This is a genomic window from Stenotrophomonas sp. GD03777, from assembly GCF_029842485.1.
In the GTDB taxonomy this organism is placed as follows: Bacteria; Pseudomonadota; Gammaproteobacteria; order Xanthomonadales; family Xanthomonadaceae; genus Stenotrophomonas; species Stenotrophomonas sepilia.
Genome location: NZ_JAOCGL010000027.1, coordinates 21,444 through 40,503, shown reverse-complemented (window position 1 = coordinate 40,503; position 19,060 = coordinate 21,444). Strand labels below are relative to the sequence as shown.

Below are 19,060 nucleotides of genomic sequence, written 5' to 3'. Positions count from 1 at the left end.
TGGCCATTCATCCACGCATGGCGTGGATCTACTGATCGCCGCGCCAGGCATGGATTGTGGTGGGTGCCGACCGTTGGTCGGCACGGCGACGCCACCCCGGTCATGACCCCAATCCACCGGCACGGTATCCTGCACGACGGAATCGAGTTCAGAGGTAGTCCATGGCGGGAGCCAAGCGCGGGTGTCTGTTCGTGGTAACGCTGGTGGTGGTGCTGGCCGCTGTCGTGGCCGGCGCGGGCGCGTGGTTCTTCTACCAGCAGACCCGCTTCGCCGATGCCCCGATCACCCCCACCGCCGAAAGCGTGGTCATCGCCAGCGGCGATGGCATGAACAGCGTGCTGCGCAAGCTACGCGATGCCGGCGTGGACGAGGGCCAGGACACCCAGTGGCAACTGCTGGCGCGCCAGCTCGATGCCGCCGGCAAGCTGAAGGTGGGCGAGTACGCGCTCAGCGGCGAGCTGACCCCGCGCGAGCTGCTGTTGCGCATGCGTGCCGGCAAGGTGCTGCAGCACCGCGTCACGATTGTCGAGGGCTGGAACATCCGCCAGCTGCGTGCCGCGCTCAAGCGCGCCGAGCCGCTGCTGCACACCACCGACAATCTTGATGACGCCGCGCTGATGCAGCGCCTCGGCTTCGGTGGCCAGCATCCGGAAGGCCGCTTCCTGCCGGAGACCTACGTCTACCAGCGCGGCGACAGCGATCTGGACGTGCTCAAGCGCGCGCACGCCGCGATGGAAAAGGCGCTGGATGAAGCCTGGGAAAGCCGCGCGCCGGACCTGCCGATCAACACGCCCTACGAACTGCTGACGATGGCCTCGATCATCGAGAAGGAAACCGCATTGGCCAGCGAGCGCCCGCAGATTGCCGGCGTGTTCATGCGTCGCCTGAAGATCGGCATGCGCCTGCAGACCGACCCGACCGTGATCTACGGCCTCGGTGCCGCGTATGACGGCAACATCCGCCGCCGCGACCTGACCACCGATACGCCCTACAACACCTATACCCGTGCCGGCCTGACCCCGACCCCGATCGCCATGCCCAGCCGCGATGCACTGATGGCCGCCGCGCAACCCGCAGCGGGCGACGCGCTGTATTTCGTCGCCGTGGGCGATGGCAGTGGCGCGCACGTGTTCTCGCCCAGCCTGGACCAGCACAACGCGGCCGTAGCCCGCTACCTGCAGCAGCTGCGCCAGCAACGTACCCAGGAGACCCCGGCGCAATGAGTCCCGCGCTGCTTCGCCACCCGCGTTTCGTCAGCCTGGAAGGCGGCGAAGGCGCGGGCAAGACCACCGCCATCAATGCCATCCGTGACTGCCTGCGCAGCCACGGCCACGAGGTGGTGCTGACCCGCGAGCCGGGCGGCACGCCCCTGGCCGAGCGCATCCGCGGCCTGGTGCTGAAGCCCGATGCCGAGATCGCTGCCGAGCCACTCAGCGCCGAAGCCGAGTTGCTGCTGGTGTTCGCCGCACGCGCGCAGCATGTGCGCCAGGTGATCCGGCCGGCGCTGCAGCGCGGCGCCTATGTGCTGAGCGATCGCTTCACCGATTCCAGCTACGCCTATCAGGGCGGTGGCCGTGGCCTCGACCCGCAGTGGATTGCCGACCTGGAGCGCCGCGCGGTCGGCCTGCTGCCGGGCCTGACCCTGCTGCTGGATGTGGACGTGGCCGTCGGCCGCGCGCGCGCCAACGGCCGCGACCTGTGGCCGGACCGCATCGAGAGCGAGCAGGACGATTTCTTCCAGCGCGTGCGCGAAGTGTTCCGCAGCCGCGCACAGCAGGATCCGCAGCGCTTCGCATTGATTGATGCGGGCCAGGAGCAGGCGCGCGTGGCCGCCGATGTGGTCGCGCGTGTCGAGCGCTGGCTGCGGGACGGGGAGGGCGCATGAGCACGTTTTCGCCCTGGCAGCAGCGCGCGTTCGAACAGACGGTGGCCGCGCTCGACGCCGGTCGCCTCGGTCATGGCCTGCTGATCTGCGGTCCGGCCGGGCTGGGCAAGCATGAGGTGGCGCTGGCGCTGGCCGACCACGTGCTGGCGCAGGGCGATGCAGCCCACGCCACGCGCACGCGCCAGCTGATCGCGGCGGGCACCCACCCGGACCTGCAGCTGGTCAGCTTCATTCCGAACAAGAGCGGCGACAAGCTGCGTACCGAGATCGTCATCGAGCAGATGCGCGAGATCACCGACAAGCTGGCGCTGACCCCGCAGTACGGCGTGGCGCAGGTGGTGATCGTCGACCCGGCCGATGCGATCAACCGCTCGGCGGCCAACGCGCTGCTGAAAACCCTGGAAGAGCCGCAGCCCGGCCGCTACCTGTGGTTGATCAGCAGCGACCCGGCACGCTTGCCGCAGACCATCCGCAGCCGCTGCCAGCGACTGGAATTCAAGTTGCCGCCGCAGCACGAAGCACTGGCCTGGCTGCAGCAGCGGGGCCATAGCGAGGCATCGGCGCGCGAAGCGCTGGAGGCCGCGCGCGGCCATCCCGGCCAGGCCGACAACTGGCTGCGCGAAGACGGCCTGAGCCTGCGCCGCGAAGTCGGTCGAGATCTGGAACAGCTGGTCACCGGCAAGACCGGCGCGGTGGAGCTGGCGCAGAAGTGGTGCGGTGACGACAACGCGGCGCTGCGCCTGCGCTTTGCCGCCGACCTGGCGCTGGCCCAGGCCAGCACCGATGCCTTGACCACGCCGGAGCGATTGCACAAGCTTGCAGCCTGGTTCGATGCGGCCAACCGCACCCGCGACCTGCTGCGCACCACGGTGCGTGCAGACCTTGCGGTGGTCGAGTTGCTGCTGGCCTGGAACAAGGTGAACGAGCGGCCTGCCGCAAGGGGAAATCGATGAGTGCCAGCAACGCCCGCCAGGGCATCCTGTCCCTGGCCGTGAAGGACAAAGCCGCGCTGTACAGCGCGTACATGCCGTTTGTGAAGAATGGCGGCATCTTCGTGCCCACGCCCAAGCGCTACTTCCTGGGCGACGAGGTGTTCCTGCTGTTGACCCTGCCCGATTCCAGCGAGCGCCTGCCGGTGGCGGGCAAGGTGATCTGGGTGACCCCGGCCGGCGCGCAGGGCAACCGCACCGCCGGCATCGGCGTGCAGCTGGCCGACGGCGCCGAAGGCGAGGGCGTGCGCCACAAGATCGAGACCCTGCTGGCCGGGCTTACCAGCTCGGACAAGCCGACCCATACGATGTGATTCCGGTAGCGCCGGGCTGGGCTCGGCTGCATGCCCCGAAACGCCTGTGAACCCGCTGTTCTGTAGAGCCGAGCCATGCTCGGCTGCGCACCCCGAAAACACCCGTGAACACGAATGTGAAAAAGTGTTGACGGCCTCAGAAAAGCCCCTATAATGAGCGGCTCAGCAACACACCGGGCGGTTAGCTCAGCGGTAGAGCATTGCCTTCACACGGCAAGGGTCACAGGTTCGATCCCTGTACCGCCCACCATGTTGCAGAACGAAAAAAGCCTCCAGCAATGGGGGCTTTTTTGTTACCTGCGATCCAGCAGGATCGGCCGAATGCGCGCTCCGTCTCAGCCGTGTTCTTCCAGCGGCGCGCTTGATCTTCGCCGTGCGTCAATCAGGCCGTGCCCGCATCAACGTGCCTTCAGTCACCCGACGCATCGGGCCGATCAACGACGGGGCCGACGAAGTCAATGATTTCTTCGATCTCAATGCCTCGTTGATTAGGTTCATCATCAGGCCCCAAGCCGCTCTCTGACAGTTCTTCCAGCAACGCATCAATCAGCGACTCGCGATCACGCTCAACGAGGTATCTGACGCCATTCTCGGGTAGGAGCAAATTGTGCTTCGCTGCGATTTCAACCAACAGCGAGCGCAGGCTGGGTGAGATATCCTTCTTCATCTTTACTTTACCTTCGGGTCTCTCAGTCCTTCGCTATTCTTCGGGAAGGCCGTTATGACCTTCCCTTCGCCGTTCAAAACTACTTTCGCATCCTTCCCTGTGTACGCCGTCTTGCCGCCGGCCTGCTCGGCAACCTTCGCGGGTTCTTTCACTGCCGATAGTATGGCCTTTGCAGAGACCCCCCTGCCTCCATCGCGGGAGATTGCCTGATTCAAGCCGTGCTTAGTGTAGCCGGTGATCTTTCCCGCTACTGCGCCAGAAGTGCCCGTGACACCGGCGGCTCCTGCGCCAATCTCTGCCGCAGTGGCTACCGCTCCTGGATTTGCCATTGCGGCCAGACCACCCTCTGCGAGTACTGGAGCCGCCAGAATTGCGGTTAACGCGACACCAATTGCCGGTCCGAGGCTATCGCTTGGATTTCTCGGCGGAGGAGTAATCGGTTGCCCATTCGTGGCGTCGTTGACTACCTTGAAGGCTGCACCACTCTCCCGCCCATCAGGATCCGTGAACTTGTAAGGGTTTCCGTTGGCATATCGATACCGGTTGAACTGTTCAACTGGCTTCTGATAGGCCGTTACCGGGTCCACCGATAGGAAAATCCCCAACTGTGGATCCATGTACCGCTGCTGCATGTAGCTCAGTCCGGTGACCGAGTCGCTCACATGTCCCGTGTATCCCGGTCCGTCTGTGGCCTGGCCACCTACCAAGGCCCCATAGGGCTCATAGTCGTAGCGCTTGATCACTTTCCCATTGGCATCTGTTTCGGCGACGACGGAGCCAAGGGCGTCAGTGTGGATGTAAGTGACTGTTTCCTGGCCTGCGGCGATGGCAGATGGTAATAGGCCAAGGCCGAATGGCAGCGCAAAGCACAACCAGGTGCCTATGGCAGCCAACTGGCGGAATTGAGATTCAAATCTCCTGAAGCGCGAAATTGCACCACCTGCAGCATCCCTGCACCTACGCATTCTTCGCATCCCCGGAAACGCCTTCGAGTAAGGCTTGACCGGATATTACGATCATGAAGCTTGTTGGTCGATGCGGGCCACGCAGGGGAGGGGGCGGAAAGTCCTGCTCTACAGCGGTCCCAGCCATTCTCTGAGCTCACTGCTGGCCTTCATTTACTCAGGGGTTTTCTTCTGTGAATGGGAACAGGCCTTGTCTCAGGCGTGTTCGTCCAATAGCTCGCGCGCGATCATCGCCGTGGCATCCAGCAGGTCATGGCCGCTACCCGCCTGCACCACCACTGCAAGCAGACCACGGCCCACCTCGGCATTGCCGCTGGTCAGCTCCATCTCGCCTTCAAAGCACAGATCGGCCAACCATTCATGAGCCTGCTGCAGCCCGCGCTTGCGGACGCGGCGGAACTCCGCGAGCAGCTTCGCCTGGCCGGCCTCCTGCTCACCGTCGGCCAGCAGGCCGATGGCACCGCCGTGCGCCGCGCGCCAGAGGGCCGGTAGCGGGCGACCGTTCGCGTCCACCACGTCCGGCGAGAACTGCGCGCAGTACATTTCGTAGCGCTTGCCCGCTGTGCTGCGGGGCACGATGCCGGCTTCGGCCAGCAGGCGTTCGGCTTCATCCAGTGTGCTGAACTTCAAGCGCAGCAGTGCAGGGCGGCTCAGCTGTTGTGCCAGCGCGTGCTGGTTGGCGGCGAACCAGACGTTCCAGCCTACGCTTGCGCGGCCTTCCAGTGCGGCCTTGAAGTACTCCAGGTGTTCGGCGTCCATTGCGGTCTCCTGCGCTCCCTGCGCGATTGTAGCGGGAGCACATCCGGGCCGATCAGGCATCGCCGCTGGAGAGGCAATGATGTGCCTCGCGCACCAGCTGGCGTGCGGCCACGATCAGTCCGTCGATATGGAAGGCGCCCAACTGCTCGTTAGGACCGCCTTCGTTGCGCGCATGGTCGGCGGCCTGCAGCAGATCGAGCAACGCGCCGAGCCCAGATAGCGAGCGGCGCAACGAAGCGTGATTGCTGGCGCCGAGGGTGAGGCTGATGCACGGCTGTCCGTCATCACCGTCGGCCTGGTTGATCGCATTGAGACGGGCGAAGAACGTGGCCGACTGCGCCGGAAGGTTCTGTTCGTTCAGGGCGCACTCGATCTCGCGTGCGACGTCCCCGGGCACGTCGGCTGCGACGTCGCCAATAAGCGCGTGCAGGCGGGGATGGATGGCGATGCGGTTGGTCATGGCGAAACCCTCACTGGCGTAGGGCCACCTTCCGGAGTGAAGGTGGCGGACGGTGCGGGTTGGCGTACCGGGGCAAACACAACGGAGTGAGAAATCACCCGGCGGATCGAGTGATCCCCACACACCGCCCGCCATTGAGGGCAGTTGGTGCATTCTTGCGGCTACGCACTGCTGCGCAACCTATCCGTTCGGTTTGCTTTTTCGAGACGCCAATCCCGGCCAAGGCGTCTTGCCTCGGCATGGCGATCTTCAAGCCGGGCAATCACATCGGTCTGTAAGGGAAATTCTCAACTGTCCCTAGGCAGGCCAGACGTTTCCCGTTGTGTGTCGTCCGACACCTGCAAGTAGTGCGGCCCATCACTGATGGCGCGCATCGCCGCCCCTGCCGACCGTGCACGAGACGACTCCAGAGCGGCGCCGCCACGGCAATCGCGTCACCCCGCGCGGCGGACGCGGGACCATGCCACGCGTGGAGCCAGAGGGTTCCATCCCTGTGCTGTCCCACCGCCCCGGGCAGGCGTAGTCTCAGCCTGTCGTCGTACCCATCCACTCTGGAGTGCCACCATGCCGCTCGCCCGCATCGATCTTCGCAAAGGCAAATCCGCCGACTACCTGCAACGCGTCGGCGAAACCATCTACCAGGCCATGCGCGCGGTGGGGGTGCCGGAAAACGATCGCTTCCAGATCTTCCAGGAACACGCGCCCGGCACGCTGATCTACGATCCCGGCTACCTGGGCGTGGATCGCACCGACGACGTCATCTGCATCCAGATCACCTGGAACGAAGGGCGCACGCTGGAGCAGAAAAAGGCGCTGTACGCCGGCATCGCCGATGGACTGCATGTGGCGGTGGGCATCCGCCGCGAGGATGTGTTCATCAATCTGGTGGAAGTGAAGAAGGAGAACTGGTCGTTCGGGAACGGTCAGGCGCAGTACGTGAGTTGATGCGGGAACGGTGTCAGCGCCTGATGCGGCTGGGTCAGGCCATGGGCGGCGACGCCTGCTGTTGTGCCTGTTGCTCGTCCTGCGCCAGTCGGCTTGCGTCGCGGGATTGCTGCTGCACGTTGGCCTTCTGATACAGCATATCCACATCGCCCTGCTGCGTATCGAGCAGGGACAGGCGCTGGCGATTGGCGGCAGGGTCCGGCGAGGCGGTGTCGCCGCTGCGATGCAGGAATACGTAGCCGGGTGCCTCGGCGGTGCTGTTTGAACTGAATGCCACCTGCAGCGTGTCCTTTTCGCTGAAGCCGGCCTGCACCGCCGCGTGGGTCAGATGGCCTGCCAGTCGTTCGTGCTCCTGGCCGGGGGGCAGTCCCTGCTGTTCGCTGGCCTGGGCGAGTGCGGTACGCACTTTCTGGTCCAAGGCATGAAGGCTGTGCCCCGGTGCGCGCGCGTCCGCAGCCAGACGCTCGCCCAAGGGGCCATCAATGCCATCGGTTTCGCTGAGCAGACGCTGCTTCAAGCTGCGCTCGGGCAGGGGATGAGTGGTGGTGCGGTTGAGTTCGCTGTTGGGGAAAGGGGGCTCAATGCTGTCCACGCCACGGATGTTGCGCAGCGGACGATAGCCGTCCTTGCCCTGTGACTGGACGCCCAGCGGAATGCGGACATCGGGCAGCAACTGGCCAACGGGGCCGCCGATGCTGTTCACGTCCAGGCTGTGCTTGCGCTGGATGCCGGCGTGATTCAATGCGCCCCAGGTGAAGTCCACGCAGTTGTGGCGCACGTCGGCATAGTGCTTGCTGAAGCCGTACTTCACTGGATCGTCGCCGAACGCCTTGAGCTTGTTGTACTGGGCTTCGGTGATTTCGATGGTGCGGACATGGGCGGGGTCCTTATAGACTTTCACGTCGTCTCTGACGATGCGCCCGGGACCATTCATGCTGCCATGCTCGACGGGTGCGAAGCCGAAACTCTGCGCCGCTTTACCTGTAGCATGCAGAACATAGAACATGTGGCCAGGCCCGGAAGTATCAGGAGTGCCATCGGGCGTCAGCTGCTGCTTTCCCGAATCGGGATCGAGCAGTGGGGTGCCGGGTGCGGCAATGACAATGTCCAGGCTGTAGCGGGGCTTGTTCATGGAAACTCCTTCGTTCCTTCGAATGAATGGTGTCACTTCCCTGCAGGACGCGAGGCGTGCACGACTAGCCTTGCCGAATAGTCTTGCAGTCCTGATATGGCATGGACCGTTTGAATCTGCAGCCGGTATCTGCTGTCGAGCTCCAGCGGCAGCGCTGTCACGTTCAGGAGGTAGTTGCCGTCGCTGCCTGATGCGAGCGAGGCATAGCGCCAGCTCTCAGAGTGGTGCCACGAGGGGAGCGGCTCAACACCGTTGCGCGCGCGTGCCTGATAGCTGTCCTGTGTTGCAATCTCCTGCCAGGTAGTGCCTTCCCGACGCTGCAGGGATACTTCGAATGGGATGTTGATACTTGCTATATCGGGCGTGCCCGTTGTGGCTGGACTTCGCCGCTGCAGTTCCAGTTCCACCGCATAAGTGCGGTAGCTGGCAAAATTGCGCGCCGTGGTTTCGAACTCGAACTGCACCTGCTGGCCGGGCGCGTCCACGGCGATGGGCTGTGAGAGTTCCAGAGGCTCTGGCGGTGGGGGCGGCCCCTTGTCGACGCAGGCGGCAAGCAGCGCGGTCAGGCCGAGCAGGCTGATGCGCTGCCGGTGTGTGATGCGGGTGGTCATGCAGATTCCTCTGGCTCCTTGCCGTGGCCAATTGAACCCTAACGTTGGCGAGGCAGAGCCCGCAAGCGAAGGGACCGCGGTGTGGTGCATTCACATGTCGCCGCGCGAGGCGAGCTCCTGCGTCACCGTGTCGCAGGGGGCAAACCCTGAACGGGGTCCAAGGTTGGCTGCGGGCCCGTAGAATGACCGGGTGCGTCATTCTGTCCTCCACCGCCGGTTCCAGGCCCTGGCTTGGCTTGCCATGCTGCTGGTGCTGCTCGCCCCGCTGGTGAGCCGCTGGCTTGCGCATGGTCACGTGGCTGCCGCTGCGCCGGTGGCAGCCATGGACCACGCAATGCACGCAGAGCACGCGCTGCACGCGATGGAAGGGCACCACGACCATCACGCAATGGCCATGCCGCACGGCGAGACCGCAAGGAAGCCGCCCGCCGATCCACATGCCAATCATGAGATGGGTGTGGACTGCGATTACTGCCTGATCGCTGCGCGGCTGATCACCCTGCTGGTGGCGGCCGTGCTGCTGTTGGCGCCGATGGCACCGGTGTGCCGCGCGTTGCGCGATGCGGTGCAGGCGTTGCCGCAACGGATCAGCGGCACATTGGGCGCGCGTGGGCCGCCGGCACTGATGGCTGCCTGAGCCGCACGCGCGCTGCATTGAACGTTCTTCCATGAGGTTGCCGGCCACGGCCGGTGCCCGCACGCGCGTGTCTGTCCCTTTTTGATTGCTGCCCTGCCATTGCGGGGTGGCCTTGCATGCCGTGAAAAAATGAAAACGAACCCCAACTCCGCGCGCCTGCGCCGGGCGACGCTGCCTGTCCTGTGCGCGTTGCTCCTGCATGCTGCGCCCCTGCTTGCCGCCGACACGGCACCCCCGACCACGCTGGAGACCGTGCGCGTGGTCGATGCCCGCAGCGGCGAGCTGTCGTCCACCGCCAGCGCCGGCTCTGCGTTGGGCCCGAGCGTGCTGCAGACGCCGGCCAGCCTGACGGTGATTTCGCGCGAACAACTGGAGCAGCGCGGCGACAGCAACCTCAACGATGCGATCAGCCGGGCGGGTGCGATCAGTGCGATGCCGCATCCGGGCAATGGCCTGAGTGCGCTGTCCAGCCGCGGCTTCACCGATGGCGCCTCGGTGATGCGCCTGTACGACGGGCTGCGCCAGTACGGCGGCGTGGGCATCACCTTCCCGTTCGATACCTGGTCGATCGAGCGCATCGAAGTACTGCGCGGGCCGGCCTCGGTCATCCACGGCGACGGTGCGATCGGCGGGGTGATCAACATCGTGCCGAAGAAGCCCTCGCGCGGTGCCATCGAAAACGAGATCAGTGTGACAGCGGGCAGCGAGGACACCGCGCGGCTGGGCTTCGGCAGTGGTGGCGCGCTGACGCCCGAGCTGGCCTACCGGCTGGATGTGAGCGGCAACTACAGCGGTGGCTGGGTCGATCGGGGACGCAACGGCGGTGCCACCTTCTCCGGCGCGCTGCTGTGGCAGCCGCGCACCGACCTGCAGCTGACCTTGACCCACGCGCAGGGCCATCAGAAGCCGATGCGCTACTTCGGCACGCCGCTGGTGGAGGGACGCCAGTTGGACGCGCTGCGCCATCGCAACTACAACGTGGACGACAGCGAGATCCGCTATCGCGACCGCTGGACCCAGCTTGATGCGCTGTGGACACCGAACGCGAACGTGGAATGGCGCACGCGCCTCTACCAGATCGACAGCCAGCGCGATTGGCGCAACGCCGAGACCTATGTCTACAACCCGCGCACCGGCCTGATCGATCGCTCGGGCAACACCCAGATCACCCACAACCAGGACCAGACCGGGCTGACCTCGACGCTGCGCGTGCAGGGTGAAGTGGGCGGTCTGTCCAACAGTGTCGCGGTGGGGATGGATGTCAACCGCGCGCACTTCAAGCACACCAACAACACCTATGCCGGCAGCTCGGGCCCGGTCGATCCGTTCCATCCGGTGCCGGGCCAGTTTGCCAGCGACGCGCCGAACCTGCCGCGCTATCGCAACGCCGCCGAGCAGTACGCGCTGTTCGTGGAAGACCGGTTGGCGCTGAGCGAGCGCTGGTCGGTGCTGGGTGGGCTGCGCCACGACCGCGCGCGCATTGATCGCACCGATCTGATCAGCGGCCAGAATGCGTTCTCGAAAACCTACAGCAGCACCGGCTGGCGCGCCGGCACGGTATTTGCGCTGCAGCCGACGCTGAGCCTGTATGCGCAGTACTCGCAGGCGGCAGATCCGGTCAGTGGACTGCTGATGATCAGCCCCGCCAATGGAGCGTTCGATCTGGCCAATGGGCGGCAGATCGAGGTGGGCCTGAAGCAGGCGTTCGACGGTGGCGAGTGGACGCTGGCGGCGTACCGGATCCGCAAGACCGGCCTGCTCAGCCGCGATCCGCTGTTGCCGGATCGCCGCGTGCAGGTGGGCGCGCAGACCTCGCGCGGTATTGAAGCGTCGTTGACCTGGAATGTCGCGCCGCACTGGTCGCTCGATGCCAACGCGACGGTGCTGAAGGCCGAGTTCGAGGACTTCCTGGAAACCACGGGTTCGCCGGCGGTGCTGGTGTCGCGTGATGGCAACGTACCGCCGAACGTGGCCGAGCGCTTGGCCAACGCATGGTTGAGCTGGCAGTTCCTGCCGGACTGGAGCGCAGCGGCGGGTGTTCGCTATGTCGGCAAGCGCTACGCCGACAATGCCAACGCGTTGGAACTTCCCGGCTACAGCACCACCGACCTGGCGCTGACCTGGCAGGCGGCACCGCGCACGCGGCTGTCCGCGCGGTTGTTCAACGTGTTCGACAAGGCGTACTACGCCACCGCGTACTACACCAGCACGCAATGGCTGCTGGGTGCGGACCGGCGCGTCGAATTCACCGTCGACCATCGCTTCTGAGGAGGCCGGCCATGACGCTGCGATCCACCGCCAGGCGCTGGACCTACCTGGTGCATCGCTGGCTGGGCATTGGTGGGTGCCTGTTGATGCTGCTGTGGTTCGTGAGTGGCATGGTGATGCTGTTCATCGGCTACCCGAAGCTGACGCCGGGTGAGCGGCTGGCGGCGTTGCCGGTGCTGGGGGATGCCCGCGGCTGGCAGGGGCTGTCGGCATTGCCGGCCGCCGTGCAGGCCGAGCCGGAGGCCGTGGCACTGACGACGCTGCGCGGCGAGCCAGCGTACGTGGTGCGAAGCGGCGGCAACGTGGGCGCCTGGTCTGCGCGCACCGGCCAGGTTCTGCTGCCGGTGTCGGCACAGCATGCCGAAGCATCCGCTGCGCAGTTTGCTGGCGGCCAGGCGTTCGTCGGCGCGATGCGCGTGGATGAGGATCGCTGGACGCACTCGCACGCGCTGGACGCGCACCGGCCGCTGTACCGGGTGGAGGTAGGGGGTGCGCAGCCGGGTGACCTGTATGTGTCCTCGCACACCGGCGAAGTGGTGCTGGACGCACCGCATGTGCAGCAGCGTTGGAACTATGTGGGTGCCTGGCTGCACTGGCTGTACTTCCTGCGCATGCAGTCGGTGGACCCGGTGTGGACGTGGGTGGTGATCGTGTTGTCCGCGCTGTGCACGGTGGCGGCGGTCAGCGGCGTCGTGGTGGGTGTGTGGCGCTGGCGTTTCCGTGGCCACTATCGTTCCGGTGCGAAGACACCGTACGTCGAGCCGTGGATGCGCTGGCACCATCTGATCGGTCTGGTGGCAGCGGCCTTCGTGTTCACCTGGATCTTCAGTGGCCTGATGTCGATGAATCCATTGGGTGTCTTCAGCAGCACGCATGCTGCGATCGACGGTGGGCGCTATCGTGGCGGCGCTGTGGCGGTGGATGGCGCGTTGGGCGATCCGGCGAAGCTTCTGGCGGTGGCCGATGCTGAGTGCTTCCGCCCAGTTGAGATCCAGTGGCGGCGCATCGGTGGTGAGCTGTTCGCGGTGCTGCTGGACGGGCAGGGCGAGACCCGCATCGTGTCCGGCAGCGACGAGCATCTGCAGGTTGCGCACTTGCTGCCGGCCGCGTGGCTGCAGCAGAAGGCGCGTGCGCTGTCCGCTGCGCCGATGCAGGGCTTCGTGGTGCAGCAGACAGCGGATGCCTACTTCTATCCGCGTGCACCGGAAGCCATGAACGGCGCAGCAGTGCGCCGCTTCCCGGTGGCCGTGGTGGACTTCGGTGATGCCGAGGCGACGCGCGTCTATCTCGATCTGGCGACCGGCGATCCGTTGCTGACGATGGGGCATCGCGAGCGGGTGGGGCGCTGGTTGTTCTACTTCCTGCACAGCTGGGACCTGCCGGCGATGCTGCGCCAGGAAGGTACCCGGCTGGCGGTGCTGCTGCTGCTGAGCGCTGCTGGCACCGCACTGTGTGCCACGGCGACGGTGATCGGCTATCGGCGATTGCGGATGAAGCTGCGGCGCAGGCGGCGCTGATGCCCTGGGCTACACCCGCAGCCAGCGCGTGGACACCGCCACCAGCAACAAGGCCGTGGCCACGCCGACGAACGCGGCGATCAGGCCGAAATGGTCTGCGGCGAAGCCGATCAGTGCCGGTCCGGCAAGGATGCCGGCAAAGCCGAGCGTGGACACGGCAGTGATCGCCAGCGCGCCGGGCATGCGGGTCTGGTGACCGGCCAGCGAGAACAGCGCGGGCGCGATGTTGGCGCAACCGAGGCCGACCAACACGTAGCCGACCAGCGACGCCTGCCACGGCGTGACCAGGGTCAGCACCAGCACGCCCGCAGTGGCAAGCAGAGCACCGAAGACGATCGCGCGCTGGCGGCCGACGCGCGCCACCAGTGCGTCGCCGAACAGGCGCGCCACGGTCATGGTCAGGGTGAAGGTCACGTAGCCGACGCCGGCCAGGCTGGCATCGACGCGCCGCACATCGCTGAGGAACACCGCGCTCCAGTCGAGCATCGCGCCTTCACCGAGGAAGGCGACGAACGCCAGCACGCCGATGAACAACACGATGCCGTGCGGCAGGGCCAGCATCGGTGTGTCGTGCGGCATGCGTTCGCTGTGCCAGTGCGCTGCCGACAACAGCATCACCAGCAGCATGGCGCCAACGCCGATCAGCACCGATGCCAAGGGCGGCAGCTGTGCGGACAGCAGCACGGTCATGGTGGCCGCGCCGAGGAAACCACCGATGCTGAAGAAGGCATGGAAGCCGGACATCATTACGCGCCGTGCTTCGCGCTCGACGATGACGGCCTGTACGTTCATCGTGCAGTCCATCGCGCCCACGGCGGCGCCGAACACGAACAGCACCAGCCCCAGTTTCCAGGCCGAGCCGGCCAGGGCCAGGCCGGGCACGGTCAGGCAGATCAGCAGGCTGCTGGCCACCATCACCCGCCGGCAACCGAGGCGCGCGGCCAGCACGCCGGACAACGGCATTGCCAGCAGCGAACCGGCACCGAGGCAGAGCAGTACCAGCCCCAGCGTGGCGTCGTTGATCCCGGTGCGTGCCTTGGCGAACGGCACCAGGGTGGCCCACAGCGCGGTGGCGAAGCCGGGAATGAAGAACGCAGCGCGGGTCGCGTGCTGTTCGGCACGCGCGCGGTTGGCAAGGGACATGAGCGATACGGTCAGGGGGGAGTGGGGTGTACCGCGATGCCGGCGGCGCGGAAGCGCGCCGCCAATGCGGGCGGCGCGGTGGTGGTCAGCACCAGGTCGTCGATCTCGTCGAGGCTGGCGATCTGCCAGTGGCCGCGGGCACCGAGCTTTTCAGTAGTGGCGGCGACGATGACGCGGCTGCTGCACGCGACCATCGCGCGCTTCAGCGTGGCCTCTTCTGCATCCATTGCCCATACACCAGTATCGCCGTCCACCGCGCAGGGGCCGGGCAGGTACACGTCGGCGCGCAGGCGCTGCACCTGGGCCAGTGCTTCTGCGCCGACCGCACCGCCACCGCTGGCCAGGCGGCCGCCGATCAGCTGCACCGAGGTGCCATCAAGCATGCTGGCGGCCGTGGCGATCTGTGGCGCATTGGTGATCACCGTCAAGCCGAGGGCGGGCGGCAACTGCTGGGCGATCGCCAGGTTGGTTGAACCGGCATCGAGCAGTACAACCTGATTGGGTTGCAGCAACGCGCAGACGCGGGCGGCCAGCTCGGCCTTGTCGCCGCGGTCGCGGGTCAGGCGCTCGCGCAGCGGGCGTTCCTTGGGCGGTGGCAGCACGGCGCCGCCGTAGACACGCTGGCACAGGCCCTGTGCGGCCAGCTCGCGCAGGTCGCGGCGGATCGAATCTTCGGAGACGGCATAGCGGCGCGCCAGTTCGGCAGCGACCACGCGGCCCTGCTGGCGCAGTTCTTCGAGGATCTGCCGAGTGCGTTGGGCGGGGAGGGGGCTGGGGTCTGAGCTCATGCCATAAGTCTGCACATTCGTGCATAAATGTGCAACAACGTGCAATTGGCATCGGGGACACAGCGCGGCTGGACTGCCGGTGAATCCTCCCGCGCCCACGTCTATGGATCGCCCTCGCGGCCCGGCATGATGGCGGGACTCCTGGCATGGAATCCCTGATGTCCCACACCGTTCACCGCAAGCTGCGCATCGGCGCGGACCAGTACACCGGCCAGAAAGTGGTCGATCAGCAGTTCCACGAGTGCGATTTTTCCGGCGTGGACCTGACCGGCACCGAGTTCATCAACTGCAGCTTCTATGACGCCGAAAGCCGCAGTGGCTGCCGCTTCAACGGCGCCACGCTGAAGGAAGCCAGCTTCCGCAGCTGCGACATCAGCATGTGCCACTTCAATTTCGTCAAGGCATTGGGCCTGGAAATCAGCGAGTGCCGCGCGCAGGGCGCGGATTTCAGCAACGCCAGCTTCATGAACCAGATCACCCCGCGCAGCGGGTTCTGCAGTGCCTTCATCAAGAAGTCGAACCTGCGCTATGCCAATTTCTCGCGGGTGACGCTGGAGAAGTGCGAGCTGTGGGAAAACCGCTGGGACGGTGCAAACGTCAGCGGCGCCAGCTTCGCCGGCTCGGACCTGTCCGGTGGCCAGTTCGAGGGCATCGACTGGAGCAGCGCCAACTTCACCGGCTGTGACCTGACCCACTCGGAGCTGGGTGAGCTGGACCTGCGCAGCACCAACCTGCGCGGCGCCACGCTGGATGTGCAGCAGGTGGCGCTGTTGATGCAGCGCATCGGCATCACCGTGGTGCCGTAGGCATCACCCGGCGTACGCCACCCAGCCCCTGAAGCTGAAGCCTGCATAGAACAGCTCCACGCCGTCGAAGCCGGCGTCCTGCAGCAGGGCGACCTCCTGTTCGGGCGCCAGCAGCGGCAGCCGCTCGGCAATGGCCTCGATCGCGCGCTGCGCATCGGCGTGGGCAACACCCGAGGCTTCGGCGAACGCGGCGTAGCGCTGCAACCAGCGGAGCTTGCCGGCCGGATCCTGCGGCACGCTGTGGTGCGCCACCACCAGCGGCGCGCCGGGCTGCAGGCGCCTGTGCAGCTCGCGCAGCGTGTGCAGGCGCTGCGCGGCATCGAGGAAGTGCAGGGTGAGCAGGCAGCTGGCACCATCGAAGCGCGCGTCCGGGGCATCGTCGATGTAGCCTTCCAGCAGTTCGACGCGTGCGTTCAACGGGCCCAGTGTCTGCTCGGCCAGCGCGAGCATCGGCGCGGCCGGATCCACACCCAGCAGCTGCCAGCCCGGCTGCGCCTCGGCAAAGGCTTTCAGCTCCAGCCCGCCACCGGCACCGAGTACCAGTACGAGGCCCTGCGCAGGAACACGTTCGGCCAGCAGCAGGCGGCTCATCTGCTGCAACGCGAGGAAACCAGGCACCTGGCGCAGTGGCGCTTCGGCATAGCGGGCCACCGCCTGTGGGTCGGAGAACGTGGACATGCGCGGATTCCTGCAGCAGGGGACATACCACTGTACCGTGGCATGCAAGTGCCTTTGCCGCGGGACACTCCTAGCTGCGTTGACCGGCTTGCATCCAGCTCAGCGCAATGCCCGCGCCAGCACTTGCCAGATCCGTGCGTCCTGGCATTGCGATACGTTGAAGCGCAGATAGTCGGCCGCGCGCTGCGACTGGCTGAACGCGTTGCCCGGTGCCAGCACGATGCCCTCGCGCAGGCACTGCCGGGCCAGCGCGGCGGAATCGCGGCAATCGGGCAGCTGGCACCACAGGAACAGGCCCGCTTCCGGTTGCAGCCACGGCGTGATTCCCAGCGTGTGCAGCTTGCGCAGCGTGTGCCGGCGGGCATCGGCCAATCGCGAACGCACCGATTGCATGTGGCGTCGGTAGCCACTGTCGGTCAGCGCGATGTGCATCAGCTGCGCGGCCAGATGGCCACCGCCGAAGCTGGTCGCCAGCTTCAGGTCGGTCAACGCTTCGATCCAGTCATGGCGTGCAGCGATGTAGCCGCAGCGCGAGGCTGCCGACAGCGTCTTGGAGAAACTGCCGACGTGGATCACCCGTGACAGCCCGTCGAGCGCAGCCAGCCGCGGCGCCGGCTGCAGTTCGAAGTCGGCGAAGATGTCGTCCTCGACGATGATCAACTCGCTGCGTTCGGCCAGGCCCAGCAGGCGGTGCGCGGTGCTGGCCGAAAGCACCGCACCGGTCGGGTTGTGCAATCCGGAATTGGTGATGTACAGCCGCGGCGAATGGTCCTGCAATGCACGATCGAACGCTTCAAGGTCCGGGCCGGTGGGCGTGTACGGCACACCCACTGCCTGTACCTGGTGCGCCTTCAGCAGCGCGTGGTAGTTGAAGTAGCTCGGGTCATCGACCAGCACGCAGTCGCCGGGCTTGAGCAGGAAACGGCAGATCAGGTCGACCGCGTGCGTCCCGGATTCGGTCAGCAGGATCTGCTCCATCGGTGCATCGATGCCGAGCGTGGCGCTGCGCCTCTGCAGCAGCTGGCGCAACGCGGGCAGCCCGAGTGGGCCGGCGTAGTCGACCAGATGCACTGCATCGGCACGCGCCAGCCGACGCAGGCCGCGGCGCATGCCATCGTGATACAGCCAGTTACTGGGCATCCAGCCGCACCCTGGCTTGAGATCGCCCGCGGGCGTTTCCAGCGATTGCCGTGACACCCACAGCGGATCCACCGCGCGGTCCAGCCGTGGCTCCATTTCGGCCAGCGCCAGCGGTGCGGCCGGGCCACTGACGTAGAAGCCCGAGCCTGCGCGTGCACTGATCAGGCCTTCGGCCGCCAGGCGCTCGTAGGCCTCGACCACGGTGGAGACCGACACCCCCATCGCTGCCGCCTGCGCGCGCACCGAAGGCAGGCGGGAGCCGGGGCCATCGACCCGCGCGGTGATGCGGTTGCGGACCGCCTGGATGACCGATTCGATGCGGGTAAGCGGACGTGGCATGTCAGCACTGTAGTGGAAGTGTGGGCAATACAGTTCTTTGCGACTGTACTGGATTGTAGCTGGGGCGGTTCCGCCATGGATGCTTCCATACAGGCTCCGCCAGGCGTCGCCTGGCACTTCAGGATCACAGGCGTGGAACGGTCGGCGAGCGGTTGGATCAATGGCTTCATCGGGGTGGTGATTTTCGCGGGCTCGTTGCCGGCCACCCGCCTGGCGGTGCTGCAGCTGGATGCCGGGTTCGTCACCGCCGCACGCGCCACCATCGCCGCCGTGCTTGGCCTGGCGCTGCTGCTTATGCTGCGCCAGCCGTGGCCGCGGCGCGGTGACCTGCCTGGGCTGGTGGTGGTCAGCCTCGGCGTTGTGGTCGGTTTTCCACTGCTGACCGCGCTTGCGCTGCGCCACGCGTCATCGGCACATACCATCGTGTTCCTCGGCCTGTTGCCGCTGAGCACTGCGCTGTTCGGCGTGCTGCGCGGTGGCGAACGGCCGCGCCCGGCGTTCTGGTTGTTCTCGTTGTTGGGCAGCGCCTGCGTGGTGGGCTATGCGGTGCGCAACGGCATCGAGGCGTCCTTGCAGGCTGACCTGCTGATGCTGGCGGCCATCGTGGTGTGCGGGCTGGGCTATGCCGAAGGCGGCCGGCTGGCCCGTCATCTGGGCGGCTGGCAGGTGATCAGCTGGGCACTGCTGCTGGCGTTGCCGGTGATGCTGCCGTTGACGGTGCTGATGCGCCCGGCCTCGTTCACTGCGGTCGGTGCCTCGGCGTGGTGGGCGCTGGGCTACGTGGCGGTGTTCAGCATGCTGATCGGCTTCCTGTTCTGGTACCGCGGGCTGGCGCAGGGCGGCATCGCGGCTGTCGGCCAGTTGCAGCTGCTGCAACCGTTCTTCGGCCTCGCCCTGGCTGCGCTGCTGCTGCACGAATCGGTCAGCCTCAGCATGGTGCTGGTGACCGCGGTCGCGGTGATCTGCGTGGCAGGCGCCCGCCGCTTCAGTCGCTAGGAAAAAAGGGGACGGAGGGGA

The 19,060-nt window shown here is 66.1% G+C and carries 20 protein-coding genes and 1 tRNA gene; 11 read left to right on the top strand and 10 right to left on the bottom strand.

The window, feature by feature from the left end; translation table 11 throughout:
- The first annotated feature begins 161 nt into the window (after positions 1 to 161).
- From mltG to N5E02_RS08460, 5 genes are all read left to right on the top strand, one after another.
- Positions 162 to 1,223 carry an endolytic transglycosylase MltG gene (mltG, locus tag N5E02_RS08480; RefSeq protein ID WP_065177973.1) on the top strand — a complete coding sequence of 354 codons (1,062 nt, stop codon included), beginning with the start codon at positions 162 to 164 and terminating at the stop codon, positions 1,221 to 1,223.
- Positions 1,220 to 1,885: a dTMP kinase gene (gene tmk, locus N5E02_RS08475; RefSeq protein WP_053501108.1), complete on the top strand. Its 666-nt coding sequence runs from the start codon at positions 1,220 to 1,222 to the stop codon at positions 1,883 to 1,885. Before mltG ends, tmk begins: the two co-directional genes overlap by 4 nt.
- Entirely contained in the window at positions 1,882 to 2,838 is a 957-nt protein-coding gene (locus N5E02_RS08470) for a DNA polymerase III subunit delta' (protein ID WP_279946177.1), read from the top strand. Before tmk ends, N5E02_RS08470 begins: the two co-directional genes overlap by 4 nt.
- The gene (locus N5E02_RS08465; protein WP_004146965.1) at positions 2,835 to 3,188 is read left to right on the top strand and encodes a PilZ domain-containing protein; all 354 of its coding nucleotides are present in this window, start codon (positions 2,835 to 2,837) and stop codon (positions 3,186 to 3,188) included. Before N5E02_RS08470 ends, N5E02_RS08465 begins: the two co-directional genes overlap by 4 nt.
- Before the next feature lie 175 nt (positions 3,189 to 3,363).
- Positions 3,364 to 3,438: transfer RNA gene (locus tag N5E02_RS08460), tRNA-Val, on the top strand.
- Positions 3,439 to 3,597: 159 nt separating this feature from the next.
- Here the strand turns inward: N5E02_RS08460 and N5E02_RS08455 are convergent.
- The 4 genes from N5E02_RS08455 to N5E02_RS08440 all read right to left on the bottom strand — a co-directional run bounded on the left by N5E02_RS08455 (position 3,598) and on the right by N5E02_RS08440 (position 6,039).
- The gene (locus N5E02_RS08455) at positions 3,598 to 3,855 is read right to left on the bottom strand and encodes a hypothetical protein (protein ID WP_021202623.1); all 258 of its coding nucleotides are present in this window, start codon (positions 3,853 to 3,855) and stop codon (positions 3,598 to 3,600) included.
- A 2-nt stretch (positions 3,856 to 3,857) separates the two neighbouring features.
- The gene (locus N5E02_RS08450; RefSeq protein WP_204324496.1) at positions 3,858 to 4,820 is read right to left on the bottom strand and encodes an RHS repeat-associated core domain-containing protein; all 963 of its coding nucleotides are present in this window, start codon (positions 4,818 to 4,820) and stop codon (positions 3,858 to 3,860) included.
- A 195-nt stretch (positions 4,821 to 5,015) separates the two neighbouring features.
- Entirely contained in the window at positions 5,016 to 5,579 is a 564-nt protein-coding gene (locus N5E02_RS08445) for a hypothetical protein (protein WP_164229367.1), read from the bottom strand.
- 52 nt (positions 5,580 to 5,631) lie between these two features.
- Entirely contained in the window at positions 5,632 to 6,039 is a 408-nt protein-coding gene (locus N5E02_RS08440; RefSeq protein ID WP_071306263.1) for a hypothetical protein, read from the bottom strand.
- 564 nt (positions 6,040 to 6,603) lie between these two features.
- Here N5E02_RS08440 and N5E02_RS08435 point away from each other — a divergent pair.
- Positions 6,604 to 6,984 carry a tautomerase family protein gene (locus N5E02_RS08435; protein WP_235649485.1) on the top strand — a complete coding sequence of 127 codons (381 nt, stop codon included), beginning with the start codon at positions 6,604 to 6,606 and terminating at the stop codon, positions 6,982 to 6,984.
- A gap of 34 nt (positions 6,985 to 7,018) precedes the next feature.
- Here the strand turns inward: N5E02_RS08435 and N5E02_RS08430 are convergent, their stop codons facing one another.
- Together N5E02_RS08430 and N5E02_RS08425 are read right to left on the bottom strand one after the other, a co-directional pair.
- On the bottom strand, positions 7,019 to 8,116 hold the full coding sequence (locus N5E02_RS08430; RefSeq protein WP_279946176.1) for an XVIPCD domain-containing protein: 1,098 nt from the start codon (positions 8,114 to 8,116) through the stop codon (positions 7,019 to 7,021).
- A 32-nt stretch (positions 8,117 to 8,148) separates the two neighbouring features.
- A complete protein-coding gene (locus N5E02_RS08425) occupies positions 8,149 to 8,727 on the bottom strand; it encodes a hypothetical protein (RefSeq protein ID WP_235649486.1) in 579 nt (192 codons plus the stop codon).
- A 241-nt stretch (positions 8,728 to 8,968) separates the two neighbouring features.
- Here N5E02_RS08425 and N5E02_RS08420 point away from each other — a divergent pair, with 241 nt between their 5' ends.
- From N5E02_RS08420 to N5E02_RS08410, 3 genes are all read left to right on the top strand, one after another.
- Entirely contained in the window at positions 8,969 to 9,364 is a 396-nt protein-coding gene (locus N5E02_RS08420; RefSeq protein ID WP_279946175.1) for a DUF2946 family protein, read from the top strand.
- 129 nt (positions 9,365 to 9,493) lie between these two features.
- Positions 9,494 to 11,632, top strand: coding sequence for a TonB-dependent receptor (locus N5E02_RS08415; RefSeq protein ID WP_279946174.1), 2,139 nt, complete (start codon positions 9,494 to 9,496; stop codon positions 11,630 to 11,632).
- Between the two features lie 11 nt (positions 11,633 to 11,643).
- Positions 11,644 to 13,149: a PepSY domain-containing protein gene (locus N5E02_RS08410; RefSeq protein ID WP_279946173.1), complete on the top strand. Its 1,506-nt coding sequence runs from the start codon at positions 11,644 to 11,646 to the stop codon at positions 13,147 to 13,149.
- Positions 13,150 to 13,158: 9 nt separating this feature from the next.
- Here N5E02_RS08410 and N5E02_RS08405 read toward each other — a convergent pair whose 3' ends face one another.
- Together N5E02_RS08405 and N5E02_RS08400 are read right to left on the bottom strand one after the other, a co-directional pair.
- On the bottom strand, positions 13,159 to 14,292 hold the full coding sequence (locus tag N5E02_RS08405; RefSeq protein WP_111202072.1) for an MFS transporter: 1,134 nt from the start codon (positions 14,290 to 14,292) through the stop codon (positions 13,159 to 13,161).
- Positions 14,293 to 14,303: 11 nt separating this feature from the next.
- Positions 14,304 to 15,080, bottom strand: coding sequence for a DeoR/GlpR family DNA-binding transcription regulator (locus N5E02_RS08400; RefSeq protein WP_053499766.1), 777 nt, complete (start codon positions 15,078 to 15,080; stop codon positions 14,304 to 14,306).
- A 158-nt stretch (positions 15,081 to 15,238) separates the two neighbouring features.
- Between N5E02_RS08400 and smqnr the strand changes: the two genes are divergently transcribed.
- A complete protein-coding gene (gene smqnr, locus N5E02_RS08395; RefSeq protein WP_279946172.1) occupies positions 15,239 to 15,886 on the top strand; it encodes a SmQnr family pentapeptide repeat protein in 648 nt (215 codons plus the stop codon).
- Positions 15,887 to 15,889: 3 nt separating this feature from the next.
- On the opposite strand, the gene N5E02_RS08390 is transcribed toward smqnr, so the two are convergent.
- Positions 15,890 to 16,564 carry a methyltransferase domain-containing protein gene (locus N5E02_RS08390; RefSeq protein WP_279946171.1) on the bottom strand — a complete coding sequence of 225 codons (675 nt, stop codon included), beginning with the start codon at positions 16,562 to 16,564 and terminating at the stop codon, positions 15,890 to 15,892.
- A gap of 99 nt (positions 16,565 to 16,663) precedes the next feature.
- The gene (locus N5E02_RS08385; RefSeq protein ID WP_065177961.1) at positions 16,664 to 18,043 is read right to left on the bottom strand and encodes a PLP-dependent aminotransferase family protein; all 1,380 of its coding nucleotides are present in this window, start codon (positions 18,041 to 18,043) and stop codon (positions 16,664 to 16,666) included.
- A gap of 132 nt (positions 18,044 to 18,175) precedes the next feature.
- Here N5E02_RS08385 and N5E02_RS08380 point away from each other — a divergent pair, with 132 nt between their 5' ends.
- Positions 18,176 to 19,039: a DMT family transporter gene (locus N5E02_RS08380; protein WP_065177960.1), complete on the top strand. Its 864-nt coding sequence runs from the start codon at positions 18,176 to 18,178 to the stop codon at positions 19,037 to 19,039.
- Positions 19,040 to 19,060 lie beyond the last annotated feature (21 nt).

Excerpts from the sequence above, each read along its gene's own strand:
- mltG (WP_065177973.1), top strand. The coding sequence starts at position 162 with ATGGCGGGAGCCAAGCGCGGGTGTCTGTTCGTGGTAACGCTGGTGGTG.
- tmk (WP_053501108.1), top strand. The coding sequence starts at position 1,220 with ATGAGTCCCGCGCTGCTTCGCCACCCGCGTTTCGTCAGCCTGGAAGGC.
- N5E02_RS08470 (WP_279946177.1), top strand. The coding sequence starts at position 1,882 with ATGAGCACGTTTTCGCCCTGGCAGCAGCGCGCGTTCGAACAGACGGTG.
- N5E02_RS08465 (WP_004146965.1), top strand. The coding sequence starts at position 2,835 with ATGAGTGCCAGCAACGCCCGCCAGGGCATCCTGTCCCTGGCCGTGAAG.
- N5E02_RS08455 (WP_021202623.1), bottom strand. The coding sequence starts at position 3,855 with ATGAAGAAGGATATCTCACCCAGCCTGCGCTCGCTGTTGGTTGAAATC.
- N5E02_RS08450 (WP_204324496.1), bottom strand. The coding sequence starts at position 4,820 with ATGCGTAGGTGCAGGGATGCTGCAGGTGGTGCAATTTCGCGCTTCAGG.
- N5E02_RS08445 (WP_164229367.1), bottom strand. The coding sequence starts at position 5,579 with ATGGACGCCGAACACCTGGAGTACTTCAAGGCCGCACTGGAAGGCCGC.
- N5E02_RS08440 (WP_071306263.1), bottom strand. The coding sequence starts at position 6,039 with ATGACCAACCGCATCGCCATCCATCCCCGCCTGCACGCGCTTATTGGC.
- N5E02_RS08435 (WP_235649485.1), top strand. The coding sequence starts at position 6,604 with ATGCCGCTCGCCCGCATCGATCTTCGCAAAGGCAAATCCGCCGACTAC.
- N5E02_RS08430 (WP_279946176.1), bottom strand. The coding sequence starts at position 8,116 with ATGAACAAGCCCCGCTACAGCCTGGACATTGTCATTGCCGCACCCGGC.
- N5E02_RS08425 (WP_235649486.1), bottom strand. The coding sequence starts at position 8,727 with ATGACCACCCGCATCACACACCGGCAGCGCATCAGCCTGCTCGGCCTG.
- N5E02_RS08420 (WP_279946175.1), top strand. The coding sequence starts at position 8,969 with ATGCTGCTGGTGCTGCTCGCCCCGCTGGTGAGCCGCTGGCTTGCGCAT.
- N5E02_RS08415 (WP_279946174.1), top strand. The coding sequence starts at position 9,494 with ATGAAAACGAACCCCAACTCCGCGCGCCTGCGCCGGGCGACGCTGCCT.
- N5E02_RS08410 (WP_279946173.1), top strand. The coding sequence starts at position 11,644 with ATGACGCTGCGATCCACCGCCAGGCGCTGGACCTACCTGGTGCATCGC.
- N5E02_RS08405 (WP_111202072.1), bottom strand. The coding sequence starts at position 14,292 with ATGTCCCTTGCCAACCGCGCGCGTGCCGAACAGCACGCGACCCGCGCT.
- N5E02_RS08400 (WP_053499766.1), bottom strand. The coding sequence starts at position 15,080 with ATGAGCTCAGACCCCAGCCCCCTCCCCGCCCAACGCACTCGGCAGATC.
- smqnr (WP_279946172.1), top strand. The coding sequence starts at position 15,239 with ATGTCCCACACCGTTCACCGCAAGCTGCGCATCGGCGCGGACCAGTAC.
- N5E02_RS08390 (WP_279946171.1), bottom strand. The coding sequence starts at position 16,564 with ATGTCCACGTTCTCCGACCCACAGGCGGTGGCCCGCTATGCCGAAGCG.
- N5E02_RS08385 (WP_065177961.1), bottom strand. The coding sequence starts at position 18,043 with ATGCCACGTCCGCTTACCCGCATCGAATCGGTCATCCAGGCGGTCCGC.